We start from the raw sequence: 26,545 nt of genomic DNA, 5'->3' as shown, positions 1-26,545 counted from the left end.
CCACCATGCCCGACCAGTCCCTTCCCCAGGCCCGTACGCCCGAGTCCGCGGTGCGGGAGCCCGCCGCCGACGGTGGCCACGGCATCACCCGGCGCGCGCTGATCGGCACCGCCGGGGCCACCGGCCTCGTGCTCGGCGCGGCCGGCGGAGCCGTGGGCTACGCGGCCGCGCCCGCCCAGGCCACCCCGCTGACCTCGGTGGGCTCCGATCGGGCGATGTTTCACGGGAAACATCAGGCCGGCATCACCGAGGGACTGCAGGCCCGCGGCCACCTCGTCGCCTTCGACCTGGCGGCGGGCGCGGGCCGCAAGGAGGCGGCGGCCCTGCTGCGCCGCTGGTCGACGACGGCCGAGCGGCTCATGGCGGGCGAGGCGGCACCGCACGACGACACCGATGTGGCCCGGGACGCGGGCCCGTCCGCACTGACGATCACCTTCGGCTTCGGTCACAGCTTCTTCGGCAGGACCGGTCTGGAGAAACAGCGGCCGGGCGCCCTCGACCCGCTGCCCGACTTCTCCTCCGACCAGCTCGACAAGGCGCGCAGCGACGGCGATCTGTGGGTGCAGATCGGCGCCGACGACGCCCTGGTCGCCTTTCACGCGCTGCGCGCGATCCAGAAGGACGCCGGCAGCGCGGCCCGGGTCCGCTGGCAGATGAACGGCTTCAACCGCACCCCCGGCGCCACCGCCCACCCGATGACGGCCCGCAACCTCATGGGCCAGCTCGACGGCACCCGCAACCCCAAGCCGGCCGACGCCGACTTCGACAAGCGGATCTTCGTGCCCGCCTCGGAAGAACCCGCGTGGATGGCGAACGGCTCCTACGCCGTCGTACGCCGTATCCGCATGCTCCTCGACGACTGGGAGAAGCTGTCGCTCACCGCCCAGGAGGCGGTCATCGGGCGCCGCAAGGCCGACGGTGCGCCGCTGTCCGGAGGCCGTGAGACGACCCCGATGGACCTGGAGAAGGCCGACGCCAAGGGCGAGTACGTCGTCCCGGTCAACGCCCACGCCCGGATCACCCGGCCCGACCGCAACGGCGGCGCGGCCATGCTGCGGCGCCCGTTCTCCTACCACGACGGCATCGGCACGGACGGGACGCCGGACGCCGGGCTGCTCTTCGTCTGCTGGCAGGCGGACCCGCTGCGCGGCTTCGTACCGGTGCAGCGCAAGCTCGACCGCGGGGACGCGCTGTCGAAGTACATCCGGCACGAGTCGAGCGGTCTGTTCGCGGTGCCCGGCGGCGCGGCCGAGGGAGAGTACGTGGGACAGCGACTGCTGGAGGGGTGATTCCGGGTTTCAAACCACCCGGTCGAGTGGCGTCGGTGAGACACGAGGGCCGCGCTCCCCGGCGCCCATTAGGGTGAGGACATGCCAGCGAGCTATGCGTATCTCGGTCCCGAAGGCACCTTCACCGAAGTCGCCCTGCGCACGCTTCCGGAGGCGGCCACCCGCGAACTGATCCCGTACGTGTCGGTGCAGTCCGCGCTGGACGCGGTGCGGGCCGGCGAGGCCGAGGCCGCGTTCGTGCCGATCGAGAACTCCGTCGAGGGCGGCATCACCACCACCCTGGACGAGCTGGTGGCGGGCGAGCCGCTGATGATCTACCGCGAGGTGCTGCTGTCGATCACCTTCGCGCTGCTGGTCCGCCCGGGCACCGAGCTGTCCGACATCAAGACGGTCTCGGCGCATCCGGCCGCCCAGCCGCAGGTCCGCAACTGGCTCAAGAAGAACCTCCCGGACGTGCACTGGGAGTCGGCCGCCTCGAACGCGGACGCCGCCCGGCTGGTCCAGGAGGGCCAGTACGACGCCGCGTTCGCGGGTGAGTTCGCCGCCGCCCGGTACGGCCTCGAGGCCCTGGAGACCGGTATCCACGACGCGGAGAACGCGCAGACCCGGTTCGTGCTGGTCGGCCGCCCGGCCCGGCCCGCCGCGCCGACCGGCGCCGACAAGACCTCGGTGGTGCTGTGGCAGCGGGACGACCACCCCGGCGCCCTGCGCGACCTGCTCGGCGAGTTCGCCACCCGCGGCATCAACCTCATGCTGCTGCAGTCCCGGCCGACCGGCGCCGGCATCGGCAACTACTGCTTCTGCATCGACGCCGAGGGCCATATCTCCGACCGGCGGGTGGCCGAGGCGCTGATGGGGCTGAAGCGGATCTGTCTGCAGGTTCGATTCCTCGGTTCCTATCCGCGCGCGGACATCAAGCCGGGCGAGGCCCGGGCCACCCTGCCGGGGACCTCGGACGAGGAGTTCGTCCAGGCCGCGGACTGGGTCGCGCGCTGCCAGGACGGCCGGTTCTAGCCAGTCGTACCTGCATATCTTCGTTATCCACAGAAGTTATCCACAGGTCCGCTTCTCGACCTGGGGACAAGTCGACAAGGCAGTGCCATCCGGTCGACAAATCGCCCTGGAAGTCCCAGATGCGACCACCGCCCGGCAGGTCACCCTTCGTCCACTCGTTTCCTTTGGTTCATCTTTTGGAGCGACCCCTTTCCACCCGAAAGTAGGTGTCACCCCTGTTTGGACCGGGAATTCTTCAGTCCGGCCGGAACTTCCGGAGTGATCAATTCCGAAGTCCACAGACTTTCCGCACAGCCTGTGGATAACTCTTCCCGGAGTGCGGATTCCTGTGGACAACGGCCCAGCCAAGTCCCGCTCGCCACAAGGGAATCCGGTCAACCAGGGGTCGGCCGACTGCCTCGTTCCAGGGAATGAGACGGCCTTTATTGACACGACTCGACACTCTGCGCAATTGACCCATAACGGCACGTAAGGCGCGAGTCGCAATAGTGGGTCGTGGCCCGGGAGCTCGCACCGGTAGCCTTGGCCTCGTGATTGACCTTCGCCTGCTTCGTGAGGACCCCGACCGTGTGCGCGCGTCCCAGCGCGCCCGTGGAGAGGACGTCGCGCTCGTCGACTCCCTCCTGTCTGCCGACGAGCGGCGCAGGTCCTCCGGCGTCCGCTTCGACGAGCTGCGCGCCGAGCAGAGGCAGCTCGGCAAGCTGATCCCCAAGGCCGGCCCCGACGAGAAGGCCGAGCTGCTGGCGCGTGCCGAGAAGCTGAAGGCCGACGTCAAGGCCGCCGACGCCGAGCGCGACGCCGCCGACACCGAGACCCAGCAGCTGCTGCTCCGGCTCGGCAACCTCGTCCACCCCGACGTGCCCGTCGGCGGCGAGGAGGACTTCGTCACGCTGGAGACGCACGGCACGATCCGCGACTTCGGCGCCGAGGGCTTCGAGCCCAAGGACCACCTGGAGCTGGGCCAGCTTCTCGGCGCGATCGACGTCGAGCGCGGCGCCAAGGTCTCCGGCTCCCGCTTCTACTTCCTCACCGGTGTCGGCGCCCTGCTGGAGCTGGCCCTGGTGAACGCGGCGATCGGGCAGGCCACCGAGGCCGGCTTCACCCCGATGCTCACCCCGGCGCTGGTGCGCCCGCAGTCCATGGCCGGCACCGGCTTCCTCGGCCAGGCGGCCCAGGACGTCTACCACCTGGACAAGGACGACCTGTACCTGGTCGGCACCTCCGAGGTCCCGCTGGCGGCGTACCACATGGACGAGATCATCGACGCCGACCGGCTGCCGATGCGCTACGCGGGCTTCTCCCCGTGCTTCCGCCGCGAGGCCGGTTCGCACGGCAAGGACACGCGAGGCATCTTCCGCGTGCACCAGTTCGACAAGGTCGAGATGTTCTCGTACGTCGCTCCCGAGGACTCGCAGGCGGAGCACAAGCGCCTGCTGGAGTGGGAGAAGCAGTGGCTGACCTCGCTGGAGCTGCCGTTCCGCGTCATCGACGTCGCCTCCGCCGACCTCGGCGCCTCGGCCTCCCGCAAGTTCGACTGCGAGGCGTGGATCCCGACCCAGGGCAAGTACCGCGAGCTGACCTCGACCTCGGACTGCACCGAGTTCCAGTCCCGCCGGCTGCAGATCCGGGTCCGTGACGGCAAGCAGATCAAGCCGCTGGCCACGCTCAACGGCACGCTGTGCGCCGTACCGCGCACGATCGTGGCGATCCTGGAGAACCACCAGCAGGCCGACGGCTCCGTGTACGTGCCCAAGGTGCTGCGTCCGTACCTCGGCGGCCGGGAGGTCCTGGAGCCGGTCGCCAAGTGAGCGCCGGCTTCCCGTTCCGACTCATCGCCACCGACCTCGACGGAACGCTCCTGCGCTCCGACGAGTCGGTGTCGCAGCGCACCCGTGAGGCGCTCGCCGCGGCCACCGCGGCGGGCGCGGCGCACATCGTCGTCACCGGCCGGGCGGTCCCCTGGACCCGGCACATCCTCGACGACCTCGGCTACGACGGCCTCGCCGTCTGCGGCCAGGGCGCGCAGGTGTACGACGCCGGGCAGCACCGCCTGCTGACGTCCGTGACCCTGGACCGGCAGCTGGCGGGCGTGGCCCTGGCGAAGATAGAGGCCGAGGTGGGCCCGCTGCACCTGGCGGCGAGCCGGGACGGCCTGGACGGCGATGTGCTGGTGGGGCCGGGTTACGCGGTCACGGGCGCCCTGCCCGCCACCCCCTTCACGGACGCGTCCGACCTCTGGGCCGCCCCGCTGAACAAGATCTACATCCAGCATCCGACGCTGGGCGACGACGAGCTGGCGGAGGCGGCCCGCCGGGCGGCCGGCGGATTCGTCACGGTCGCCATGGCGGGCGAGGGCATCGTGGAGCTGCTGCCCCTCGGCCTGTCCAAGGCCACGGGCCTGTCCCTGGCGGCTCGCCGTCTGGGCCTGAAGGCCGCCGACACCATCGCCTTCGGCGACATGCCCAACGACGTCCCCATGTTCGCCTGGGCATCCCGGGGCGTGGCGATGGCCAACGCCCACGCGGAGCTGAGGGCAGTGGCGGACGAGGTCACGGCCTCCAACGAGGAGGACGGGATCGCGGTGGTGCTGGAGCGGTTGCTCGGCTAGCGGGGCGCTGCGGATGTCGGCCGGGCCGAAGCGCAGCATCTTGCGGAGGATGCACGAATCGAACGTGCGCGGGCTTTCCAACCCGACCATGGCTTAGCAAGCCAGTGCCTTACCTCTCGGCCAATCCTCCGGGTGGGCGGCCCACGCGAGAGACACGTCGCGTGCTCGAAGCGGCCGCCCCGGGCAGCTCCCATGAGCTCTACGGAGAGGTAGGGATCACTCCGGAGCCCGGCTCAGGCTGCCCTGAGGGGAGCTGGACGTACTGCCGTGCATGGACATCGCCCAACTCCTCTCCCAGAACGCGGCGCCGGGGTACTCCCGGCGGACGGGGCACAACCACTGTGCCCCGCCGCCGAGTCGGGCGCCACTGAATTAACCGGGGGCCGCCACTACCGGCGGCGCCACCTGCGCCGGCGCGCCTTGCTGAAGAACCAGCCGGCCGGCGGGTCGTCGGACCGCCACGGCTGTGGCTCCGGCTGCTCGGCGCGCCAGCGGGCGGCGAGCATCCGGGCCCTGGCGGACGGCTCGGAGGTCTCGGCGGCCCGTACGAAGTCCTCGTCCAGTACCAGCTCGTCCCAGACGTCACCGCCGGTCCGCCCTCGTCCCTCGTACTGCGGGATCTCCTCTGCCATCTGCGGCCTCCTAGCCGTGCACCGGCCTCCTAGCCGTACATCCGCTGCGCCCAGTCTGCCCGGGCCGGAGTGAAGCCCCCGTCAAGGCCGTGACCTGTCACTCCTCGCCGGCCAGCGTCAGCGAGCGCAGCCTCTGACCCGCGTACCAGGTGGCGAGCACGGTGACCACGACCAGCAGAACCGTCGCCGTGGGCAGTCCGACGTCCGAGGTCACCAGGTCCCCGCCGGTCACCTTGTGGGCGACGGCGAGCGACCACTGCTGGACGCTCAGGGTGCGGGCGCCGGACACCAGGGAGCCGAACAGGGCCTCCCAGACGAGGGCGTAGACGAGGCCGAACACCACCGCGTGCCGGGACACCGTGCCGAGCAGCAGGAACATCGCCGCGTAGGCGATCGACGCGACCAGTGCGGCCACCGTGTAGGCGACGGCGATCTGCTGGCCGTTGCCGTTGAGGATGAAGCCCGCGACAAGAGTCGGCAGGGCCGAGAACACCATCGTCACGGCGATCGCCACGATCAGCTTGGTGAAGATGATCGTCGGACGCTTCACCGGCTTGGACAGCAGATAGACGACGGAGCCGTCGTCGATCTCCGGGCCGATCGCACCCGTGCCCGCGATGACGCCGATGATCGGCACCATCGTGGCGAGCGCGAGCCCGCCCAGCAGGTTCGCGGCCGTCTGGTCGTCGGCGCCCGCGAGGCCCCGGACGACGACGGAGATCGCGATCAGCAGGAGCGGCAGAGCGCCCAGGATGAGGGCCCGGCGTCGGCCGAGCAGGGCCCGGTAGGTGAGCCGGGCGACTGTGGGGTCGTACATCTTCGGCCTCCTACGCCGCGACCAGGTACGAGAACACGGACTCGAGGGACTCGTCGGACGGCGAGACCGTGAGCAGCCGGATGCCGTGGTCGCGGGCGACCTTGGGCAGCAGGGCGGTGAAGCGGCCGAAGTCGACGGCCTGGATGCGCAGGGCGCCCTCGGTGACATCGACCTCGATGCCGGACGTCGACGGATCGGCGATCAGCGCGGCCGCGAGCGCGCGGTCGTCGCTGGAGCGCACCAGGTAGCGGTGCGGGCGGTCGGTCATCAGCCGGCGGATCTTGCGGAAATCGCCGCTGGCCGCGTGCCGCCCGGCGACGACGACCTCGATGTGCCAGGCGAGCTGCTCGACCTCTTCGAGGATGTGCGACGAGAACAGCACCGTGCGGCCCTCGTCGCCCATGCGCCGCAGCAACTCCATGAGCTGCATGCGCTGGCGCGGGTCCATGCCGTTGAAGGGCTCGTCCAGCAGGAGCAGCGACGGGTCGTGCACCAGGGCGCTGGCCATCTTCACGCGCTGGCGCATGCCCTTGGAGTACGTCGAGATCTTGCGGTCCTGCGCGTACTCCATCTCGACCGTGGCCAGGGCCCGCCCGGCGGCCTTCGCGCCGAGGCCGTGCAACTCGGCGTTGGCGACGACGAACTCGCGGCCGGTGAGGAAGTCGTACATCGCCTCCCGCTCGGGGACGACGCCGATGTGCTTGTAGATGGCCTCGTTGCGCCACACCTGCTGTCCGTCGAGCGTGACGGTGCCGGTGGACGGGGCCAGGAAACCGCCCATCATGTTGATGAGGGTGGACTTTCCGGCGCCGTTCGGGCCGAGCAGGCCGGTGACACCGGGGCCGATGGTCATGGTGATGTCGTTGACGGCGACCACGTTGCCGAACCAGCGGGAGACGTGGTCGATGGAGAGTGTGGTCACAGTCCCACCTTCCGGTAGCGGCGCACGAGAAGGCCGTAGCTGGCGGCGATGAGGCCCAGGACGACGAGTACGTAGACCACGCCCTCCCCGTTGGTGGGTCCGACCGCTCCGGGGAACGACGAACTCGCGCCGAGGAACGCGGACTGCGCTCCGTCGATGAGCGTGACGGGAGAGAAGAGGCCGATCCAGGGGATGGCGCCCGTACTGTTCTGCGCCTCCGCGATGGCCTGGAGCGTGGAGACCGCGCCGTAGGAGATCGTCATGACGGCGATGACGGCCGCGATGCCGAAGCCGCGCCGCGGGGTCACCGAGGCGATGACCAGACCGATACCTGCGAAGAGCAGCGAGAGCAGTGCCACGGAAACGATTCCCTGTGCGAATCCCTTGGTCTGGTCGGCGAAGTCCAGCTTGGCCAGTAGCGCGCCGATGTAGAGCACGAGCAGCGGGGCCGCGGTGAGGACGAACAGCGCCGAGGCCAGCGCTGCGAACTTCGCGCGCACGTAGTCGGCGGTCTCGATGGGCCGCGAGAAGTACAGCGGCACGGTCTTGAAGCGCAGATCGCGCGAGACGGACTGGGGCGCCTGCGAGGCGACGTACAGGCTGATGACGGCCTGCAGGAGGATCGCGTAGCGCGTGTAGTCGACGGGCAGGTCCTTCGCCTTCGTGGCGACCGCGACGGCGACCATGATGGCCGCGGGCACGCACATCACCACGAACAGCAGCATCGGCAGCACCTTGGACTTGACCGAACGGCCGAGGCCGTACGCGCCGCGCAGGGACTGCGAGTAGAGCGAGCGGGTGGCGTAGGAGCGGCCGAGGCGGGGGCCGTCGTAGTTGCGGTAGCCGATGTTGTGGATCCGGGTCTGGTCGCCCGACGGTGCGACGGTTGTCGGCATGGGCTGCTCAACTGCCATGGACGGCCGCCTCCTTCCGCTGTTCTTCCTCGCTCGTGAAGACCTCCGAGATGTGGTGCCGGCGCTGCTCCATGCGCACCAGCCCGAGGCCCAGGTCGGCGACGGTGTCCCGCACCAGGTCGTACGTCTGATCGCCCTGCGCGGTGAGCAGCAGGATGTGCCCGGCGCCGGGGAGGCCGCTGCTGTCGTCGGTGTCCACCCCGCGCGCGAGGAGCGCCTCGCGGACCGCGCGGGTGCCGTCGGGGTGTTCGTCGCTGTCGGTGACCTCGATCGCGAGGGTCGTCGTGGTCTGCGTGAAGTCCGTGGTGGAGCTGGAACGCAGCAGCTTGCCGCCGTCGACGACGACGACGTGGTCGCAGGTGCGCTCGAGTTCGCCCAGCAGGTGGGAGGTGACCAGGACCGAGATGCCGAAGTCGGTGTGGATGCGGCGGATCAGGCCGAGCATCTCGTCACGGCCGACCGGGTCGAGGCCGTTGGTCGGCTCGTCCAGGAAGACCAGCTGCGGGTCGTGGACGAGGGCCTGGGCGAGCTTCACTCGCTGCTTCATGCCGGTGGAGTAACCGCCGATGGGGCGGTAGCGCTCCTCGTACAGGCCCACATGGCGCAGGGTGTCCGCGGTGCGCTCGCGTGCCGCGGTGGGTGGCAGGCCGGACATGCGGGCCATGTGGACGACGAACTCGGTGGCCGAGACGTCGGGCGGCAGGCAGTCGTGCTCCGGCATGTACCCCACGCGCTCGCGGATGTCGCCGCCCTTGGTGGCGACATCCAGGCCGAGCACCTCGGCACGGCCCTCCGTGGCGGGGGACAGACCCAGCAGGATCTTTATCAGGGTGGACTTGCCGGCGCCGTTGGCTCCGACGAGTCCGGTCACACCGGGTCCGATGTCCACGGACAGCCGGTCGAGCGCGGTCACCCGGGGGAACCGCTTGCTCAGGCTTTCGGTCGCGATCACAGTCACGTCATCGAAGGTAGTGATCCGGACCACGCCGGTCGTCAGACCTCAGAGCCGTCTTGGCGTCAGACTCGAGTATTACGGGACCCTGAGGGTTCCCCTGCCTGAGAGCTATCCACGGCAGCTCACCGAGCGTTGTCCACAGCCTCGATCCCGCCTATTGACGCCGCCTCTAACAACTGTCACATTCACCAGTGTCAAGTTACGGACGCGTACCGCAGTCGACGGGACGGGGCGGCATGGCGACGGCAGTGAGCAGCGAACTCTCCGTGGAGTTGCAGGGGTTCAGGCGGGTGCAGCGCCTCGCGTACGAGTGCGCGGAGGCGGTCGCGGCACGCCTGGAGCCGGGTGTGACCGAGCGCGAGGCCGCGCGGATGCAGCGCGAGTGGCTGCGCGAGCGCGGGGTGCGGGACTGGTTCCACCTGCCCTTCGCCTGGTTCGGCGACCGCACGGCGTTCGTGAACTTCCGCATCCCGCTGCAGTTCTTCCCGACCGACCGCGCCCTGGAGCCCGGGATGCCGTTCATCCTGGACATGGCCCCGGTCCACGAGGGATACACGGCCGACATCGGCTACTCCGGATCCCTCGGCGTCAACCCGGTGCAGGACCGGCTGATGACCGACCTGGAGGCGCACCGGGAACTGCTCCTGCGCGAGGTGCGCGAGCGGCGGCCGCTGCGGGAGATCTACGAGGACGTGGACCGCCTCATGGTCCGCCAGGGCTACGCCAACCGGCACCGGGCGTACCCGTTCGGCGTGATCGCCCACAAGGTGGACCGGGTGAAGCAGCGCCGCTGGTCACCCCATCTGTTCGGGTTCGGCACACAGTCCCTGAAGGGCCTGGCCGCCGACGCCCTGCACGGCCACCGCGAGGGCTGGTCGCCCCTGTGGTCGCCGTACCGCTTCTCCGACCACCCGCCGCAGCCGGGCCTGTGGGCGGTCGAACCCCACCTCGGCTTCCGGGGTACGGGCGCGAAGTTCGAGGAGATCCTGGTGGTCACCGACTCCCGGGACCCCGAGCAGAGCGCGTTCTGGCTGGACGACGATCTGCCGCACGTGCGGCGCTGGGCGGAGGCGAAGTGACGCTGAAGGGTGCGCGTGAGCGCCGGGTGCACACCGGCGGGGTCGAGCTGTGCGTGGCCGAGCTGGGTGACCCGGAGCAGCCGACGGTCGTCCTGGTGCACGGCTACCCGGACAGCAAGGAGGTCTGGTCGCAGGTCGCCGGCCGTCTCGCCGGCCACTTCCACGTCGTCCTGTACGACGTCCGGGGCCACGGCCGCTCCACGGCACCGCAGCCCCTGCGCGGCGGCTTCACCCTGGCGAAGCTCACGGACGACTTCCTGGCGGTCGTGGACGCGGTGAGCCCGGACCGCCCGGTGCACGTCGTCGGGCACGACTGGGGCTCTGTGCAGTCCTGGGAGTTCGTCACCGTGGGCCGCACGGAGGGCCGTATCGCCTCCTTCACGTCGATGTCCGGCCCCTCCCTGGACCATTTCGGGCAGTGGATCAACGCGCGCGTGAAGCGACCCACGCCCCGCCGGGTGGGCCAGCTCCTCGGGCAGGGTGCCAAGTCCTGGTACGTCTACATGCTGCACACCCCCGCCCTGCCGGAACTGGCCTGGCGCGGCCCGCTCGGCAAACGCTGGCCGAAGATCCTCCAGCGGACCGAGGGGGTCCCCGCCGGCGACTACCCGGCCCCCTCCCTCCCCTCCGATGCGGCGCACGGCGCCTGGCTGTACCGGGACAACGTCCGCGCCCGGCTGCTGAGGCCCCGCCCGGACGCGTTCGCGCACGCACCCGTGCAGCTCATCACGCCCCAGGGGGACGCGTTCCTGTCGGAGCGCCTGTACGACGACCTGGAGCAGTGGGTGCCGCAGCTGACCCGGCACACGCTCCCGGCCAAGCACTGGATCCCGCGTACGCGTCCCGACCAGGTCGCCGCCTGGATCGAGGAGTTCGTGACCGGCGTCGAGGGCGGCCGCCCGGAGCCCAGGGCCTCCGGCCGCCACGCGGACCGGTTCGGCGGGCAGTTGGTGCTGGTCACCGGGGCGGGCAGCGGCATCGGCCGGGCCACGGCATTCGCCTTCGCGGAGGCGGGCGCGCGCGTGGTGGCCGTCGACCGCGACGCCGAGGCCGCCGCCCGCACCGCCGAGCTGTCCCGGCTCGTCGGCGCACCCGAGGCGTGGGCGGAGACGGCGGACGTCTCCGACGAACAGGCCATGGAGAAGCTCGCCGAGAAGGTGCACCGCGAGTACGGGGTACTGGACGTACTGGTCAACAACGCGGGGATCGGCCTGTCGGGCTCCTTCTTCACCACCACGACCGAGGACTGGCGCAAGGTCCTGGACGTCAACCTCTGGGGTGTGATCCACGGCTGCCGGCTCTTCGGCGCGCGCATGGCCGAGCGCGGCCAGGGCGGCCACATCGTCAACATCGCGTCGGCGGCCGCCTACCAGCCGTCCCGCGCGCTGCCCGCGTACAGCACCTCCAAGGCGGCGGTCCTGATGCTCTCCGAGTGCCTGCGCGCCGAACTCGCCGGACAGGACATCGGAGTCACGGCTATCTGCCCCGGCTTCGTCAACACCAACATCACCTCCACCGCCCGCTTCACCGGAGTCGACGAGGCCGAGCAACGCCGTCGCCAGAAGCGCTCCGCCCGCCTCTACGGCCTGCGCAACTACCCACCGGAGAAGGTCGCCGGGGCCGTCCTGGACGCGGTGACCCACAACAAGGCGGTGGTACCGGTGACACCCGAGGCGAGGGGCGCACACCTTCTGTCGCGGTTCATGCCGGGGGTGTTGAGGGGGATCGCGCGGGTGGAGCCGAAGCTGTGACGCCTCCGGTGCCCCTCCGGGGGACCTCCGCATGACCGGTCCCCCGGCCCAACAGCCCTACCGCATCGAAGACCTGGCCCACCGCAGCCGCACCACCGTCAGAACCATCCGCGCCTACCAGGACAAGGGTCTCCTCCCGCGCCCCGAGCGCCGGGGCCGCGCCAACCTCTACTCCGACGTCCACCTCACCCGTCTCCACCAGATCGCCCACCTCCTCGACCGCGGCTACACCCTCGCCTCGATCAAGGAACTCCTGGACGCCTGGGACACCGGCCGCGGCCTGGGCGGCGTCCTCGGCCTGGTCGCCGAGGTGGAGGGCCCCTGGACCGACGAGGAGCCGGCCCGCATCACCCGCACCGAACTGGACGCCCGCTTCGGCGGCGCCCCCGACGAGGACGCCGTGGCCGAGGCGGTCGAACTCGGCGTACTGGAAGCAGTGGACGGCGACCCCGACACCTTTCTGGTACCGAGCCCCCAAGAGCTTTCCGTCGCAGCCGAGTTGCACGCCGCCGGAGTGCCGCTCTCCGCGATCTCGCGCCACCTCAGGGAGTTGAGAGGCCAGGTGGAGCACATAGCCGCCCGCTTCCTGGAGTTCACCACCGAGTACGTCTTCGCCCGCTACCTCGACGATCCCACCCGTCGCACGGACGCCCACGCCGCGGAAGCGGCCTCGCTGGTGCGCCGTCTCCGCCCCCTCGCCCAGCAGACCGTGGACGCCGAACTGGCGCGGGCCATGCGCGTGTTCGCGATCCAGCACCTGCGCACACGCCTCGGTGCCGAGGACCCGCCTGAACCGCCCGGCCGTACGCGTTCCGTCGACCTGCCCACAGAGACGATCACCGCCGTGGAGGACCTCGTTGGCCGCGCACACACGTCCATGTTCATCGCGCTGGCAGCCGAACGCGAGCTCAGAGCAAGGGCCTTGGACGAACTGGCCTCATCGAAGCGCTCTAGCAGCGAACTTGGCGAATAGCCCTGAATCGCATGCCAGTTGTCCACAACTTCTTCAATTTGCCTGTGGATAACTGCACTTGCTTGTGGATCAAACCCCGGAGAGAAAACAACCTGCGTGATCCGCGTCTCTCCAGCACTCTGGAGGCATGGAAGAAAGACGCACCGTGAAGGTGTCGAAGTACCTCTCGAAACACCTCCGCCACCAGCCCGAGCGCATCGGCCTCGCACTCGACCCGGGCGGCTGGGTCGAGATCGACACACTGATCGCCGCGGCCGCCGCGCACGGGTTCCGGTTCACCCGTGAGGAGCTCGACCACGTGGTGGCCGCCAACGACAAGCAGCGCTTCGCGATCGAGGGCACGAGAATCCGCGCCAGCCAGGGCCACAGCATCGAGATCGACCTCGGCCTGCCCCCGGCGACCCCGCCGCCGTACCTCTACCACGGCACCGTGGCGGGCAGCCTGGACGCGATCCGTGCCGAGGGCCTGCGGCCCATGAGCAGACACGACGTCCATCTCTCGGCCGACCGCGAGACCGCGACCCGGGTCGGCGCCCGCCGCGGCCGCCCCGTCGTGCTCGCCGTGGACGCCGGCGCCATGCACCGCGACGGGCACGTGTTCCACGTCAGCGCGAACGGAGTGTGGCTCACCAAGGCGGTACCACCCCGCTATCTGCGGTTCTCTTGATCGCTTTCGGTCCCTGACAGCGGGCCCCGTACCCTCGGACGCATGAGTCTGCGTCTGAGCACCGTGATCCTGCCGTACCGCCGCTGGAGCGAAGGCGGCCGTTCGGCCTGGGTGCGGGCCGAGCAGCTCGGCTTCCACACCGCGTACACCTACGACCACCTGTCCTGGCGCAGCTTCCGCGACGGCCCGTGGTTCGGCGCCGTTCCGACGCTGACCGCCGCCGCGGCCGCCACCGACCGGCTCCGCCTCGGCACGCTGGTCACCTCGCCGAACTTCCGGCACCCGGTGACCCTCGCCAAGGAACTGATCTCCCTGGACGACATCTCCGGCGGCCGCGTCACCCTCGGCATCGGCGCCGGCGGCACCGGCTTCGACGCGACCGCCCTCGGCCAGGAGCCGTGGACGCCGCGTGAGCGCGCCGACCGGTTCGCCGAGTTCGTGCCGCTGCTCGACCGGCTGCTCACCGAGGACACGGTGACGCACGAGGGCCGGTTCTACTCGGCGCACGAGGCGCGCAACATCCCCGGCTGCGTGCAGCGGCCCCGGCTGCCCTTCGCGGTGGCGGCCACCGGCCCGCGCGGACTCAAGCTCGCCGCACGGCACGGCCAGGCATGGGTGACCACCGGCGACCCGAAGCTGTACGAGAACGGCACGCCGGAGCAGTCGGTCGAGGCGCTGCGCGGACAGCTGGAGAAGCTGTCCGAGACGTGCGCGGCGATCGGCCGGGACGTGACCGAGCTGGAGAAGGTGCTGCTCACCGGCTTCACCCCGGACCGCGGCCGGCCGCTCGAATCCCTGGACGCCTTCGTGGACTTCGCCGGCCGTCACCAGGAGCTGGGCTTCACCGAGATCGTGATCCACTGGCCCATCCAGGACTCGGACTTCGCCGCGGACGAGAAGGTCTTCGAGCGGATCGCCATGGAGGCGCCCGCCCAGCTGGCGTGACCCCGTGACAGACGTCACCTGTCGGCCGTCTTCGATGTGTCTGTGGACTCATCTGTGCGGACTTCCGCACGGGCGTGCTGGCATATGCGCGAGAATGACCCGGTGACCTCAGCGACCAGACAGCCCGGGACCCCGGCCGCCGCTCTTCCGCCGCGGCTGATCGCCACCGACCTCGACGGCACCCTCCTGCGCGACGACAAGTCGGTCTCCCCGAGGACGGTCGCCGCGCTGGCCGCCGCCGAAGCCGCGGGCATCGAGGTCTTCTTCGTCACCGGCCGCCCGGCCCGCTGGATGAACGTCGTCAGCGACCACGTCCACGGCCACGGCCTGGCGATCTGCGGCAACGGTGCCGCCGTGGTCGACCTGCACGGCGGCCCCGGCGCCCACCGCTTCGTGAAGGTGCGCGAACTGGCCCGGGCGAACGCGCTGGACGCCGTGCGAACGCTGCGTGACGCGGCACCCGGCACGGTGTTCGCCGTCGAGCAGACGTACGGCTTCCACCAGGAACCGGCCTATCCCAAGCTGCACATGGAGATACCGGACAACCTCCTGCCCGCCGAGGCCCTACTCGCGGCCGACGGTCCGGACGCCGATCAGCCCGTGCTCAAGATCCTCGCCTACCACCCCGACCTCGACCCGGACGCCTTCCTGGCCCTTGCCCGCCTCGCGGTCGGAGACCGCGCCAACGTCACCCGCTCCAGCCCCAGCGCCCTGCTGGAACTCAGCGGCCCGGACGTCTCCAAGGCCAGCACGCTCGCCCTGTGCTGCGCCGAGCGCGGCATCACGCCCGAGGAGGTCGTCGCCTTCGGCGACATGCCCAACGACGTCGAGATGCTGACCTGGGCCGGCCAGTCGTACGCGATGGGCAACGCCCACCCGGACGTCATCGCCGCCGCCTCGGGCCGCACGGTCGCCAACAACGACGACGGCGTCGCGGTCGTGATCGAGCGAATGATCACCGAACGCGTCTGACGAAGGCACGGACGGCACGGAGCCCGGCGCGGCAGACACACCCGAGCGCGGTCAGTCCATTTGGCCGCGAACGCTCGGGCGAGCCACTCGTGAGTTCGGGCGCGCCGCCCGCGCGCCCGTCACCGCGCTCCCGCCGGCTCCTCCACCGCCGTCTCCCGCCGCACCATGTCCCGCAGCGGCCCGTTTACGGCTGCCAGCTCCGCGAACCGCCCCCGCTGCACCACTTGGCCGGCATCGAGCACGACCACCTCGTCGACCGCGTCGAGCCCGGCCAGCCGGTGGGTGATCAGCAGGGTCGTACGGCCCTGCGTGGCGGCGAGCAGATCCGCGGTGAGCGCGTCCGCCGTAGGCAGGTCCAGGTGCTCGGCGGGCTCGTCCAGGACGAGCACCGGGAAGTCGGCCAGGAGCGCACGGGCCAGCGCGAGGCGCTGCCGCTGCCCTCCGGACAGCCGCGCCCCGTGCTCGCCGACCAGCGTGTCCAGCCCGTCGGGCAGCCCGTCCACCCAGTCCAGCAGCCGGGCCCGGGCCAGCGTGTCGCGCAGGTCGGCCTCGGTGGCGTCCTTCCGGGCCAGCAGCAGGTTCTCGCGCACGCTGCTGTCGAAGAGGTGCGCGTCCTGGGCGCACAGTCCGACGAGCCGTCGCACGTCGTCGTCGGCCAGGGAGTACGCGTCCACACCGGCGAGCGTGTACGAGCCCGCCTGCGGGTCGAGGAACCTGAGGAGCACCTGGGCGAGGGTCGTCTTGCCGGATCCGGAAGGGCCGACCACGGCGATCCGGCAGCCCTGCTCCAGCGTGAGGTCGAGACCGGCGAGCGCGTCCCGGTGCTGCCCCTCGTACCGGGCACCCAGGCCCCTGAGCACGACCGGGAAGGGTGAGGCGGGCACCTGCCTGGGCCGCTCCGGCTCGCGTACGGGCTCCGGGGCGTCCAGCACCTCGAACACACGCTCCGCGCTCCGGCGCACCCGCTGCCGGTAGCGGACGGCGAGCGGCAGCCCCAGTACGGACTCGAAGGCCGCCAGCGGGGTGAGAACCACCACGGCCATCGCCACGCCGCCGAGCCGGCCCGCGGCCACCGCCTGGGCGCCGAGCAGGGCTGCGGCGGCGACGGTCAGCCCGGAGAGCAGGGCAGTGAGCCCGTCACCGAGCGCGGTGACGGCGGCGGAGCGCGAGGCGATCCGGGTGAGCGTGCCGTCGGCCTGCCGGGCCGCGGCCGTACGCGCCGGCAGCGCGCCGGCGACGGTCAGCTCTGCGGTGCCGGTGAGCAGGTCGGTCACCCGGGTCGCGAGCTCTCCGCGAGCAGGCGCCAGCCGCCGCTCGGCCCGGCGGGCCGCGGCCGCGGTGACCAGGGGAACGCCGACACCGGCCGCGAGGAGCCCGGCCGCGAGGGCCGCTCCGGCCTCGGGCAGCAGCCAGGCCGCGAAGGCGACGGAACCGGTCGAGACGGCGACCGCGACACCGGCCGGCAGCAGCCAGCGCAGCCAGTAGTCCTGGAGTGCGTCCACGTCGGCCACCAGCCGCGTGAGCAGATCGCCGCGGCGGGCCGTGCGCAGCCCCGCGGGCGCCAGCCGCTCCAGCCGCCGATATACGGCGACCCGGGTGTCGGCCAGCATCCGCAGCACGGCATCGTGCGACACCAGCCGCTCGGCGTACCGGAAGACGGCCCGCCCGATCCCGAAGGCCCGTGTCGCCGTCACGGCCACCATCAGGTACAGCACCGGCGGCTGCTGCGAGGCCCGCGAGATCAGCCAGCCGGAGGTGGCCATCAGCCCGACGGCACAGCCGAGCGCCAGACTCCCGAGCAGCAGCGCGAGCAGAAGCCGGCCACGTCGGGGCCCCGCGAGGCCTCGAACCCGGGCGAGCGCACCACGCGTGGGTGCCGCGGGCTGCCTGTTCGGGCCACTTGCCAAGTGACCGAGTGCGGAGGCTGGTGCGTCAGGACGGAGATCCAGAGTGCGGGCCCCTCGGGGAAGGCGGCCGTCGGACCGCTGGGCCGAGGACTCCGAACCCTCCAGCCGCACCACCCGGTCCGCCACTTCCAGCAGCGCCGGCCGATGCACGACGAGCAGCACCGTGCGCCCCGCCGCAAGCCGCCGTACCGCCGCCACGACCTCAGCCTCGGTCGCGCCGTCCAGCGCGGCCGTCGGCTCGTCCAGCAGCAGCACGGGCCGGTCCGCGAGGAAGGCCCGGGCCAGCGCGAGCCGCTGCCGCTGCCCTGCGGACAGCCCGGCCCCGTCCTCGCCGAGCACCGTGTCGGACCCCTCGGGCAACGCGTCCACGAACTCCAGCGCGCCCGCGTCCCGCAGCGCCCGGCGTACGGCGGTGTCGTCCGCGTCGGGCCGGGCCAGCCGGATGTTCTCCGCGATGGTCCCTGCGTACAGGTGCGGCCGCTGCGGCACCCACGCGATCCGCGACCGCCACTCCGCCAGATCGATGTCGGCGAGATCGGCTCCCCCGACCCGCACCCGGCCCTCGGCGGGCCGGACAAATCCCATCAGCACGTTCAGCAGCGTCGACTTGCCCGCACCGCTCGGCCCGACCAGCGCCACGGTCTCGCCGGGCGCGACGGTGAACGACACCTCGCTCACGGCGTCCACCGACCGCCCCGGGTGGCGGACCGTCACCCCGTCGAAGGCCAGCGGGCCCTCGGGCACCACCGCGGTGCCGCACGCCGGTACCGGCGTCTCCAGCACGGCGAAGATCTCCTCCGCCGCGGCGAGCCCCTCCGCCGCCGCGTGGTACTGGGCACCCACCTGGCGCAGCGGCAGATATGCCTCGGGCGCCAGCACCAGGATGACCAGGCCGATGTACAGGTCCATGTCGCCGTGCACCAGACGCATGCCGATCGTGACGGCGACCAGCGCGACCGACAGTGTGGCCAGCAGCTCCAGGGCGAAGGAGGAGAGGAACGCGATCCGCAGGGTCCGCATGGTGGCCTGGCGGTACTCGCCGGTGATCCGGCGGATGGACTCGGCCTGCGCCTTGGCCCGGCCGAACACCTTCAGCGTGGGCAGACCGGCGACCACATCCAGGAAGTGGCCCGACAGCCGGGACAGCAGCCGCCACTGGCGGTCCATCCGGGACTGCGTGGCCCAGCCGATCAACATCATGAACAGCGGGATCAGCGGCAGGGTGCCGACGATGATCGCCGCCGACACCCAGTCCTCGGTGACGATCCGCGCCAGCACGGCCACCGGGACGACGACCGCCAGGCCCAACTGCGGGAGATAGCGCGAGAAGTAGTCGTCGAGGGCGTCGACCCCTCGCGTGGCCAGGTTGACCAACGATCCGGTCCGCTGCCCGCTCAGCCACCCGGGGCCCAGCTGGGCCGCGCGATCCAGCAGTCGCCCCCGAAGCTCCGACTTCACGGCCGCGCTCGCGCGGTGTGCCGCGAGTTCGGTGAGCCACGCGACAACCGATCGCCCTGCGGCCACGGCCGCCAACAGCAGCAGGGGCGTGCGCAGTTCAGCGACCGACTGCCCATGCTGGAAGGCGCCGACCACCACCTCGGCGATGAGCATGGCCTGGGCGATCACCAGCCCGGCCCCGACGGCTCCGAGACCGACTACCGCCACCAGGAAGAGACGGGTGGCGCGGGCGTAGTGCAGGAGGCGCGGATCGATTGGTTTCACGTGGAACATGCCCTTCGGTCCAGAGGGTGTGTTTCACGTGAAACACACCCTCGGCGGACTCAGTGTGCGGCAGCGTCAGGAGCGATGTGCTGTGTGCCGATCCGCTTGCGGAACACCCAGTAGGTCCAGCTCTGGTAGAGCAGGACGAGCGGCGTGGCGATGGCCGCGCACCACGTCATGATCTTCAGGGTGTAAGGGCTCGACGAGGCGTTGGTGACCGTCAGGCTCCAGTCCCCATTGAGCGTGGACGGCATGACGTTCGGGAAGAGCGACAGGAAGAGCATCGCCACCGACGCCACGATGGTCACGCCGGACAGCGCGAACGCCCATCCCTCGCGCCCCGTCTGATTGGCCACCAGAGCTGCCGCCAGGGCGGCGACCGCCACGATGAGGGCCACCAGGCTCTTGCCGTCACCGTGGTCGGCCTGCGTCCACAGCAGGAAGGCGAGCGCCAGGGCAGCCGTCACGAGACCGACCCACAGCGCCAGCTTCCGTGCCCGCAGCCGGATGTCCCCGACGGTCTTCAGCGTCGTGAAGACCGCCCCGTGGAAGGTGAAGAGCGTGAGCGTCACCAGGCCGCCGAGCAGCGCATAGGGGTTGAGCAGGTCGCCGACGCTGCCGACGTACTCGAAGTGCTGGTCGATCTTCATCCCCCGCACGATGTTCCCGAAGGCCACGCCCCACAGGAACGCCGGGACGAGCGAGGTCCAGAAGATGGCCGTCTCCCAGTTGCGCTGCCAGTTCTCCTCAGGCCGCTTCGCCCGGTACTCGAAGGCCACACCCCGGACGATCAGGCAGACCAGGATGACCAGCAGTGGCAGATAGAAGCCGGAGAAAAGGGTGGCGTACCAGTCCGGGAAGGCGGCGAAGGTCGCACCGCCCGCCGTGAGCAGCCACACCTCGTTACCGTCCCAGACGGGCCCGATGGTGTTGATCAGTACCCGGCGCTCGGGCCGGTTCCGGGCGAGCAGCTTGGTGAGGATGCCGATCCCGAAGTCGAAGCCCTCCAGGAAGAAGTAGCCGGTCCACAGGACGGCGATGAGAACGAACCAGACGTCGTGAAGTTCCATGACTGTTCCCCCGGCCTAGTACGAGAAGGCCATCGGCTTGTCGGCGTCACGGGTGTCGCCGCCGATCTTCGTGGGCGGGTTGAGGTCGGCCTCGGTCAGCTCGGGCGGGCCGGCCTTGACGTACTTCACCAGCAGCTTGACCTCGACGACGGCGAGGATCGCGTACAGCGTGGTGAAGACGATCATCGAGGTGAGGACCTCACCCTGGGAGACACCGGGGGAGACCGCGTCCCGGGTCTGCAGGACGCCGTACACGACCCACGGCTGACGGCCCATCTCGGTGAAGATCCAGCCCCAGGAGTTGGCGATCAGCGGGAAGGCCAGGGTCCAGATCGCGATGCGCCAGTACCAGGTGGTCAGCGTCGGGCCGAGCGCCTTGTTCCGGAACAGCACCAGGTGTGGCACCTCGTCGTCGCCGACCCGCAGGTGCTGCGGCAGCATGAACTTCTTGCGGGTGAGCCACAGTCCGGCGAGGCCGATGGCGAAGGAGGCCATGCCGAAGCCGATCATCCAGCGGAAGCCCCAGAAGGCCACCGGGATGTTGGGCCGGTAGTCGCCGGGCCCGAACTTCTGCTGCTCGGCCTTGTTGACGTCGTTGATGCCGGGGACGTACGAGGTGAAGTCGTCGTTGGCGAGGAAGGACAGCAGGCCCGGGATCTCTATCGCCACGGTGTTGTGGCTCTTCTCGACGTCCCCGTAGGCGAAGATCGAGAACGGCGCCGGCTTCTGGCCGTCCCACAGCGCCTCGGCGGCGGCCATCTTCATGGGCTGCTGCTTGAACATGACCTTGCCGAGCACGTCACCGCTGGCCGCGGTGAGCAGGCCGGCGATGACCACCGTGATCAGACCCAGCCGCAGCGAGGTCTTCATCTCGCGGATGTGCCGCTTACGGGTCAGGTGGTAGGCGGAGATGCCGACCATGAAGGCGCCGCCGGTCAGGAAGGCCGCGGAGAGGGTGTGGAAGGCCTGGCTGAGCGCGGTGTTCTGGGTCAGGACGTGCCAGAAGTCCGTGAGCTCGGCCCGGCCCTTCACCTTGTTGATCCGGTAGCCGACAGGGTGCTGCATCCAGGAGTTGGCCGCCAGGATGAAGTACGCCGACAGGATCGTGCCGATCGAGACCATCCAGATGCAGGCCAGGTGGATCTTCTTGGGCAGCTTGTCCCAGCCGAAGATCCACAGCCCGATGAAGGTGGACTCGAAGAAGAACGCGATCAGGGCCTCGAAGGCGAGCGGGGCACCGAAGACGTCACCGACGAAGCGTGAGTAGTCCGACCAGTTCATGCCGAACTGGAACTCCTGCACGATGCCGGTGACCACACCCATCGCGATGTTGATCAGGAAGAGCTTGCCCCAGAACTTCGTCGCCCTGAGGTACTTCTCCTTCTCCGTGCGCACCCAGGCCGTCTGGAGCCCGGCCGTGAGGGCGGCCAGGGAGATCGTCAGGGGGACGAACAGGAAGTGGTAGACGGTGGTGATGCCGAACTGCCATCGCGCCAGTGTCTCCGGCGCCAGAGCCAGGTCCACGTCGTCACTCTCCTTACTACGCCGTGGTACTGCGGCGGTTCGCCCCTCTTGTCACACGCATAGAGGAGCAAACGGGATGCGCTTGTGAACGCGTTCACATTCACAAGCCATTATGACCTACTGATTTTCGGCAACCAACGGGGGGTCCCTCCTTCGCCACGGCGTCAAGGTCTTGGCAGGGACTTCAACATCTTGTTGAATTGCGCGCCATGCAGATACGGATCTCCTGGCCCGCGGGCAACATCACCGCGACCCTCGACGACACACCGACCACCCTGGCCCTCGGCAAGGCCCTGCCACTCGCCTCCGCCGCCCACACCTGGGGCGAGGAGGTGTATTTCGACACAGGTGTCACCGTTTCACGTGAAACGGACGCCCGGCAGGTCGTGGAGCCGGGCACGGTGGCCTTCTGGACGGACGGCGACGCTCTCGCACTCCCCTACGGACCCACGCCCATCTCACGAGGCGACGAGTGCCGGCTCGCGAGCCCGTGCAACGTCCTGGGGCGCCTGGACGGGGACGCCGCGGTCCTGGCTACCGTGCGGGACGGCGACCCCGTACGCGTGGAACTGATCCACGAATAGGCGCTGAAAGACGAGTAGGCCCCGCACACGCGAGGCCCACCCGGAACCGCTTCGGCACTCCCTGTGGAGCCCGCTCAGATCTCCTTGTGGAACGCTTCCGCCACCTTCAGGAAGATGTCGTTCGCCTCGGTCTCGCCGATCGTCACCCGCACACCCTCGCCCGGGAACGGCCGGACCACCACACCGTGCTCCTCACAGGCCGCCGCGAACGCGACCGCGCGCTCCCCCAGCCGCAGCCACACGAAGTTGGCCTGGGTCTCCGGGACCGTCCAGCCCTGGGCCCGCAGGGAGTCGACCACGCGCGTGCGCTCGCACACCAGCGAGCCGACCCTGCCCAGCAGCTCGTCCTCGGCCCGCAGCGAGGCGATCGCCGCCTCCTGCGCGAGCTGGCTGACACCGAAGGGCACCGCCGTCTTGCGCAGCGCCGCCGCCACCGGGTCGTGCGCGATCGCAAAACCGACGCGGAGCCCGGCGAGTCCGTAGGCCTTCGAGAACGTGCGCAGGACGCAGACGTTGGGGCGGTTCCGGTACAGCTCGACGCCGTCGGGCACCTCGGGGTCGCGGATGAACTCCCGGTAGGCCTCGTCCAGCACCACCAGCACATCGCCGGGCACCCGGTCGAGGAACCGCTCCAGCTCCGCGCGGCGCACCACCGTGCCGGTCGGGTTGTTGGGATTGCAGACGAAGATCAGACGCGTCCGCTCGGTGATCGCCTCCGCCATCGCGTCCAGGTCGTGCACATCGCCCGGAGTGAGCGGCACCTGCACCGACCGGGCGCCGCTGACCTGCGTGATGATCGGGTACGCCTCGAAGGACCGCCAGGCGTAGATCACCTCGTCGCCGGGGCCGCTGGTGGCCTGGATCAGCTGCTGGGCGACACCCACCGAGCCGGTGCCGGTGGCCAGGTGGGAGAGCGGGACACCGAAGCGCTCCGACAGCTCGTTCATCAGGCCCGTGCAGGCCATGTCCGGGTAACGGTTGAAGCTGGAGGCAGCCGCGGTCACGCTCTCCATCACGCCGGGCAGCGGCGGATACGGGTTCTCGTTGGAGGAGAGCTTGTAGGCGACCGGCCCGCCGGCCGCGGCGGGCTTGCCCGGCTTGTAGGTGGGAATACCCTCCAGCTCGGCGCGCAGCTTCGGGCTCGTCTCGCTCACCGCAGTCCTCCTCGCGACCACCGGCGGACCGTCGACGCCGCCGGCTTTCAATACTCCACACCTTATGAGGATTCGGTCTCCCTGCGAACAGATGCGGGGCACGAAGACGCGAACCTCATCGATCCCACCGGCATCAGGGGCATCGCCAGACGAAGGCGTACGTATCGGGGGGCGCGCCGCACATATATCTACGCGCCGGTGGCTCGCGCCGTGGCGCGCATCACCCGTGCAGGTGAGTTGAGACCTCTTCGAGACATCGAGCACTTGGCAGGCCCATGCGCGTCGACAAGTCAGGTCTTAGCATGAGAGCCCCCAACTTCCTTTCTTTCCAAGGCAGTTGGACCTTCATGACCATGCAGAAACGTACCTGTCAACGCGTGCATATGCGTCCGCACTACCCCACCGCATGAGCCCTACTATCGGCTCGCCATGACAGCAGCAGGGAAGCACCAGGTGAGCCGCGCGGAAACCCCACGTCGAGGCAGTCGGCCGGGCCGGGCGGGCATCAGAGACGTGGCCGCCGCCGCCGGGGTCTCCATCACGACCGTGTCCGACGCCCTCAACGGGAAGGGCCGGCTCCCGGATGCCACCCGGCGCCACGTCCGCGAGGTCGCCGACCGGCTGGGATACCGCCCCTCGGCCGCCGCCCGCACCCTCCGTACCGGCAAGTCGGGTCTGATCGGCCTGACCGTGACGACGTACGGGGATGAACCTTTCACCTTCACGGAGTTCGCGTACTTCGCCGAGATGGCGCGGGCCGCCACCTCGGCCGCGCTCGCCCGCGGCTACGCCCTCGTCATCCTGCCCGCGACCTCCCGCCACGACGTGTGGTCGAACGTGGCCCTGGACGGCACCGTCGTCATCGACCCCTCCGACCAGGACCCGGTGGTCAGCGAACTCGTCCGGCAGGGGCTACCGGTCGTCTCCGACGGCCGTCCGGCCGGCTCGCTCCCGGTCACCGCCTGGGTCGACAACGACCACGAGGCCGCCGTCCTCGGCATCCTGGACCACCTCGCCGACGCGGGCGCCCGCCGGATCGGCCTGCTCACGGGCACGACGACGGACACGTACACGCATCTGTCGACCACGGCCTACCTGAGCTGGTGCGAGCGCGTCGGCCAGGACCCGGTCTACGAGGCCTACCCGGCGCACGACCCATGCGCAGGCGCAGTCGCCGCCGACCGGCTGCTCGCCCGCCCCGACCGCCCGGACGCCGTCTACGGCCTCTTCGACCCCAACGGCACCGATCTGCTCGCCGCCGCCCGCCGCTACGGCCTGCGCGTCCCGGACGACCTGCTGCTGGTGTGCTGCAGCGAGTCCACGGTGTACGCCAACACCGAGCCGCCCATCACCACGCTCTCCCTGAAGCCGCGCCGGATCGGCACCGCGGTGGTCCAACTCCTCATCGACGCCATCGAGGGCGTCGAGTCGGACCATCCCGTCCAGCAGGTGATACCGACAGAGCTGATCGTGCGTACGTCGTCCCAGCGGCGCCCCCCGCGCACGACCGTCAGCCCGCCGCGGACCCCGGAAGAGGGATAGCGGGGGGGGGATCGCAGGCGGGTGGCCACGGTCGGCTCACCCGCTGCGATCGGCTCGGGGGCGGGCAGGCTCGGGGGGCCGGGCAGGTTCCGGGAGGGAGGAGCCGACTCCGGCCCGCCACGCCACGGCGGCCGAGGCGGCCGCGGCCGCCTCGCTGCACGCAGCTCCGCGGCTCCGCGGTCCGAAACGGGTCGGTCGACCGTCCAGCCGTGCGACCGGTGCGGGACCGGCAGCCGGTCGAACCCCTGCCCAAACGGGGCGAAAGCCGCGGCGAACTGGAGTCTTGCTCCGATTCACCACCCCTGGGTCATCACACGGCGCGACGCGCATTCCTATGATGGGCCCACGACACCGCGGGCCGCTGCGACCAGGCAGTCCGAAGCGGTGCAGCTGCGGCGCGATGGTGGAGGGGTCTGATGACTCAGGGGGCCGGTCAGGGACCCGAGGTGGAGCGGACGGCGACGTTGCGCGACTTCCGGGTACCCGCGTACGTCCACGAGACCGGTCCGTACGTCCACGCCCAGTCCGGCGACACCCTCCCGTCCGTGGACGAGGCCTACCCCGAGGGCTACACGCCCACCCAGCGCGACCTGCCCGTCATCAACCGCGGCGACACGCTCCAGGTCCCCGTGGAACCGGCCCCCGCAGCCCCCGCCGCGGAGGCCACGGCCGGCCCCGGCGCGCTGTACGTCGTCGGTGACGTCCACGGCTACCTGGACGAGCTGCTGGCCGCCCTGCAGGAGAAGGGGCTCATCGACGCCTCCGGCCAGTGGTGCGCGGGCACTGCCCGGCTGTGGTTCCTCGGCGACTTCACCGACCGCGGCCCGGACGGCATCGGGGTGATCGACCTGGTGATGCGACTGTCCGCCGAGGCGGCCGCGGCCGGCGGCTACTGCAAGGCCCTCATGGGCAACCACGAGCTGCTGCTGCTCGGCGCCAAGCGGTTCGGCGACACCCCGGTCAACTCCGGCGCGGGCACCGCCACCTTCCAGGCGGCCTGGCTGCTCAACGGCGGCCAGAAGACCGACATGGACCGCCTCCAGGACCACCACCTGCAGTGGATGGCCCGCCTCGACGCCGTCGAGGAGGTCGACGGCCACCTGCTCGTGCACTCCGACACCACCGCCTACCTCGACTACGGCGACTCGATCGAGGCCGTCAACGACACCGTCCGCGAGACGCTCACGCGCAACGACGCGGACGAGTGCTGGGACCTGTTCCGGAAGTTCACCAAGCGCTTCTCCTTCCGCGACGAGGGCGGCGCCGACGCCGTACGCTCCCTGCTCGACACGTACGGCGGCACTCGCATCGTCCACGGCCACAGCCCCATTCCGTATCTGCTCGGCGAGGTCGGGTCCGAGGACGGCGAGGAGAGCGACGACCCCGTCGTCGAAGGACCGCACGTCTACGCCGAGGGACTCGCCATCGCCATGGACGGCGGTGTGACCATGGCCGGAAAACTGCTGGTCCAGCAACTTCCCCTGGACAGCTGAGCGTTCGCGGG

The 26,545-nt window shown here is 70.5% G+C and carries 22 protein-coding genes and 1 tRNA gene; 13 read left to right on the top strand and 10 right to left on the bottom strand.

Annotated features, from left to right (window positions below):
- Positions 1-5: 5 nt before the first annotated feature.
- The 4 genes from efeB (at position 6) to AC07DS_RS09325 (ending at position 4,911) form a co-directional block, all read left to right on the top strand.
- Positions 6-1,289 carry an iron uptake transporter deferrochelatase/peroxidase subunit gene (gene efeB, locus AC07DS_RS09340; protein ID WP_479143860.1) on the top strand — a complete coding sequence of 428 codons (1,284 nt, stop codon included), beginning with the start codon at positions 6-8 and terminating at the stop codon, positions 1,287-1,289.
- Positions 1,290-1,370: 81 nt separating this feature from the next.
- Entirely contained in the window at positions 1,371-2,303 is a 933-nt protein-coding gene (gene pheA, locus AC07DS_RS09335) for a prephenate dehydratase (protein ID WP_403952809.1), read from the top strand.
- Between the two features lie 530 nt (positions 2,304-2,833).
- The gene (gene serS, locus AC07DS_RS09330) at positions 2,834-4,111 is read left to right on the top strand and encodes a serine--tRNA ligase (protein WP_479143859.1); all 1,278 of its coding nucleotides are present in this window, start codon (positions 2,834-2,836) and stop codon (positions 4,109-4,111) included.
- Positions 4,108-4,911, top strand: a complete 804-nt coding sequence (locus tag AC07DS_RS09325) for an HAD family hydrolase (RefSeq protein ID WP_479143858.1) — start codon at positions 4,108-4,110, stop codon at positions 4,909-4,911. The genes serS and AC07DS_RS09325 overlap by 4 nt, the downstream gene beginning before the upstream one ends.
- Before the next feature lie 43 nt (positions 4,912-4,954).
- Here AC07DS_RS09325 and AC07DS_RS09320 read toward each other — a convergent pair.
- From AC07DS_RS09320 to AC07DS_RS09295, 6 genes are all read right to left on the bottom strand, one after another.
- Positions 4,955-5,041: transfer RNA gene (locus AC07DS_RS09320), tRNA-Ser, on the bottom strand.
- A gap of 259 nt (positions 5,042-5,300) precedes the next feature.
- Positions 5,301-5,543: an SGM_3592 family protein gene (locus AC07DS_RS09315; protein ID WP_479143857.1), complete on the bottom strand. Its 243-nt coding sequence runs from the start codon at positions 5,541-5,543 to the stop codon at positions 5,301-5,303.
- A 97-nt stretch (positions 5,544-5,640) separates the two neighbouring features.
- Complete coding sequence (locus tag AC07DS_RS09310; RefSeq protein WP_479143856.1) at positions 5,641-6,360, bottom strand: ABC transporter permease subunit; 720 nt, start codon at positions 6,358-6,360, stop codon at positions 5,641-5,643.
- Between the two features lie 10 nt (positions 6,361-6,370).
- Positions 6,371-7,282 carry an ABC transporter ATP-binding protein gene (locus AC07DS_RS09305; protein ID WP_479143855.1) on the bottom strand — a complete coding sequence of 304 codons (912 nt, stop codon included), beginning with the start codon at positions 7,280-7,282 and terminating at the stop codon, positions 6,371-6,373.
- The gene (locus AC07DS_RS09300) at positions 7,279-8,196 is read right to left on the bottom strand and encodes an ABC transporter permease (RefSeq protein ID WP_479143854.1); all 918 of its coding nucleotides are present in this window, start codon (positions 8,194-8,196) and stop codon (positions 7,279-7,281) included. The genes AC07DS_RS09305 and AC07DS_RS09300 overlap by 4 nt, the downstream gene beginning before the upstream one ends.
- Positions 8,186-9,148, bottom strand: coding sequence for an ABC transporter ATP-binding protein (locus AC07DS_RS09295; RefSeq protein WP_336116396.1), 963 nt, complete (start codon positions 9,146-9,148; stop codon positions 8,186-8,188). The genes AC07DS_RS09300 and AC07DS_RS09295 overlap by 11 nt, the downstream gene beginning before the upstream one ends.
- A 239-nt stretch (positions 9,149-9,387) precedes the next feature.
- On the opposite strand from AC07DS_RS09295, the gene AC07DS_RS09290 reads away from it, so the two are divergent.
- From AC07DS_RS09290 to AC07DS_RS09265, 6 genes are all read left to right on the top strand, one after another.
- Positions 9,388-10,230: a M24 family metallopeptidase gene (locus AC07DS_RS09290; RefSeq protein WP_479143853.1), complete on the top strand. Its 843-nt coding sequence runs from the start codon at positions 9,388-9,390 to the stop codon at positions 10,228-10,230.
- Complete coding sequence (locus tag AC07DS_RS09285; RefSeq protein WP_479143852.1) at positions 10,227-11,981, top strand: SDR family oxidoreductase; 1,755 nt, start codon at positions 10,227-10,229, stop codon at positions 11,979-11,981. Before AC07DS_RS09290 ends, AC07DS_RS09285 begins: the two co-directional genes overlap by 4 nt.
- Before the next feature lie 31 nt (positions 11,982-12,012).
- A complete protein-coding gene (locus tag AC07DS_RS09280) occupies positions 12,013-12,954 on the top strand; it encodes a MerR family transcriptional regulator (RefSeq protein ID WP_479143851.1) in 942 nt (313 codons plus the stop codon).
- A gap of 127 nt (positions 12,955-13,081) precedes the next feature.
- Positions 13,082-13,621, top strand: a complete 540-nt coding sequence (locus AC07DS_RS09275) for an RNA 2'-phosphotransferase (RefSeq protein WP_479143850.1) — start codon at positions 13,082-13,084, stop codon at positions 13,619-13,621.
- A 42-nt stretch (positions 13,622-13,663) separates the two neighbouring features.
- Positions 13,664-14,566, top strand: coding sequence for an LLM class flavin-dependent oxidoreductase (locus AC07DS_RS09270; protein ID WP_479143849.1), 903 nt, complete (start codon positions 13,664-13,666; stop codon positions 14,564-14,566).
- Positions 14,567-14,650: 84 nt separating this feature from the next.
- On the top strand, positions 14,651-15,538 hold the full coding sequence (locus tag AC07DS_RS09265) for a Cof-type HAD-IIB family hydrolase (protein ID WP_479143848.1): 888 nt from the start codon (positions 14,651-14,653) through the stop codon (positions 15,536-15,538).
- A 119-nt stretch (positions 15,539-15,657) separates the two neighbouring features.
- Here AC07DS_RS09265 and cydD read toward each other — a convergent pair whose 3' ends face one another.
- The 3 genes from cydD to AC07DS_RS09250 are packed head-to-tail and all read right to left on the bottom strand — an operon-like array spanning position 15,658 to position 21,761.
- Positions 15,658-19,167, bottom strand: a complete 3,510-nt coding sequence (cydD, locus tag AC07DS_RS09260) for a thiol reductant ABC exporter subunit CydD (RefSeq protein ID WP_479143847.1) — start codon at positions 19,165-19,167, stop codon at positions 15,658-15,660.
- Positions 19,168-19,226: 59 nt separating this feature from the next.
- Positions 19,227-20,237, bottom strand: a complete 1,011-nt coding sequence (gene cydB, locus AC07DS_RS09255) for a cytochrome d ubiquinol oxidase subunit II (protein WP_479143846.1) — start codon at positions 20,235-20,237, stop codon at positions 19,227-19,229.
- A 15-nt stretch (positions 20,238-20,252) separates the two neighbouring features.
- A complete protein-coding gene (locus tag AC07DS_RS09250; RefSeq protein ID WP_479143845.1) occupies positions 20,253-21,761 on the bottom strand; it encodes a cytochrome ubiquinol oxidase subunit I in 1,509 nt (502 codons plus the stop codon).
- 209 nt (positions 21,762-21,970) lie between these two features.
- Between AC07DS_RS09250 and AC07DS_RS09245 the strand changes: the two genes are divergently transcribed.
- The gene (locus AC07DS_RS09245; protein WP_479143844.1) at positions 21,971-22,345 is read left to right on the top strand and encodes a cyclophilin-like fold protein; all 375 of its coding nucleotides are present in this window, start codon (positions 21,971-21,973) and stop codon (positions 22,343-22,345) included.
- A gap of 74 nt (positions 22,346-22,419) precedes the next feature.
- On the opposite strand, the gene hisC is transcribed toward AC07DS_RS09245, so the two are convergent.
- Positions 22,420-23,499 (bottom strand): histidinol-phosphate transaminase, encoded by a 1,080-nt coding sequence (gene hisC, locus AC07DS_RS09240; protein WP_479143843.1) that lies wholly within the window; start codon positions 23,497-23,499, stop codon positions 22,420-22,422.
- Positions 23,500-23,928: 429 nt separating this feature from the next.
- On the opposite strand from hisC, the gene AC07DS_RS09235 reads away from it, so the two are divergent.
- Together AC07DS_RS09235 and AC07DS_RS09230 are read left to right on the top strand one after the other, a co-directional pair.
- Positions 23,929-25,041, top strand: coding sequence for a LacI family DNA-binding transcriptional regulator (locus AC07DS_RS09235; protein WP_479143842.1), 1,113 nt, complete (start codon positions 23,929-23,931; stop codon positions 25,039-25,041).
- Between the two features lie 416 nt (positions 25,042-25,457).
- Positions 25,458-26,534: a metallophosphoesterase gene (locus AC07DS_RS09230; RefSeq protein ID WP_479143841.1), complete on the top strand. Its 1,077-nt coding sequence runs from the start codon at positions 25,458-25,460 to the stop codon at positions 26,532-26,534.
- The last annotated feature ends 11 nt before the right edge of the window (positions 26,535-26,545 follow it).

The sequence above is a fragment of the Streptomyces sp. NPDC044064 genome (assembly GCF_056434245.1).
This window is presented reverse-complemented; position numbering and strand designations above follow the sequence as displayed.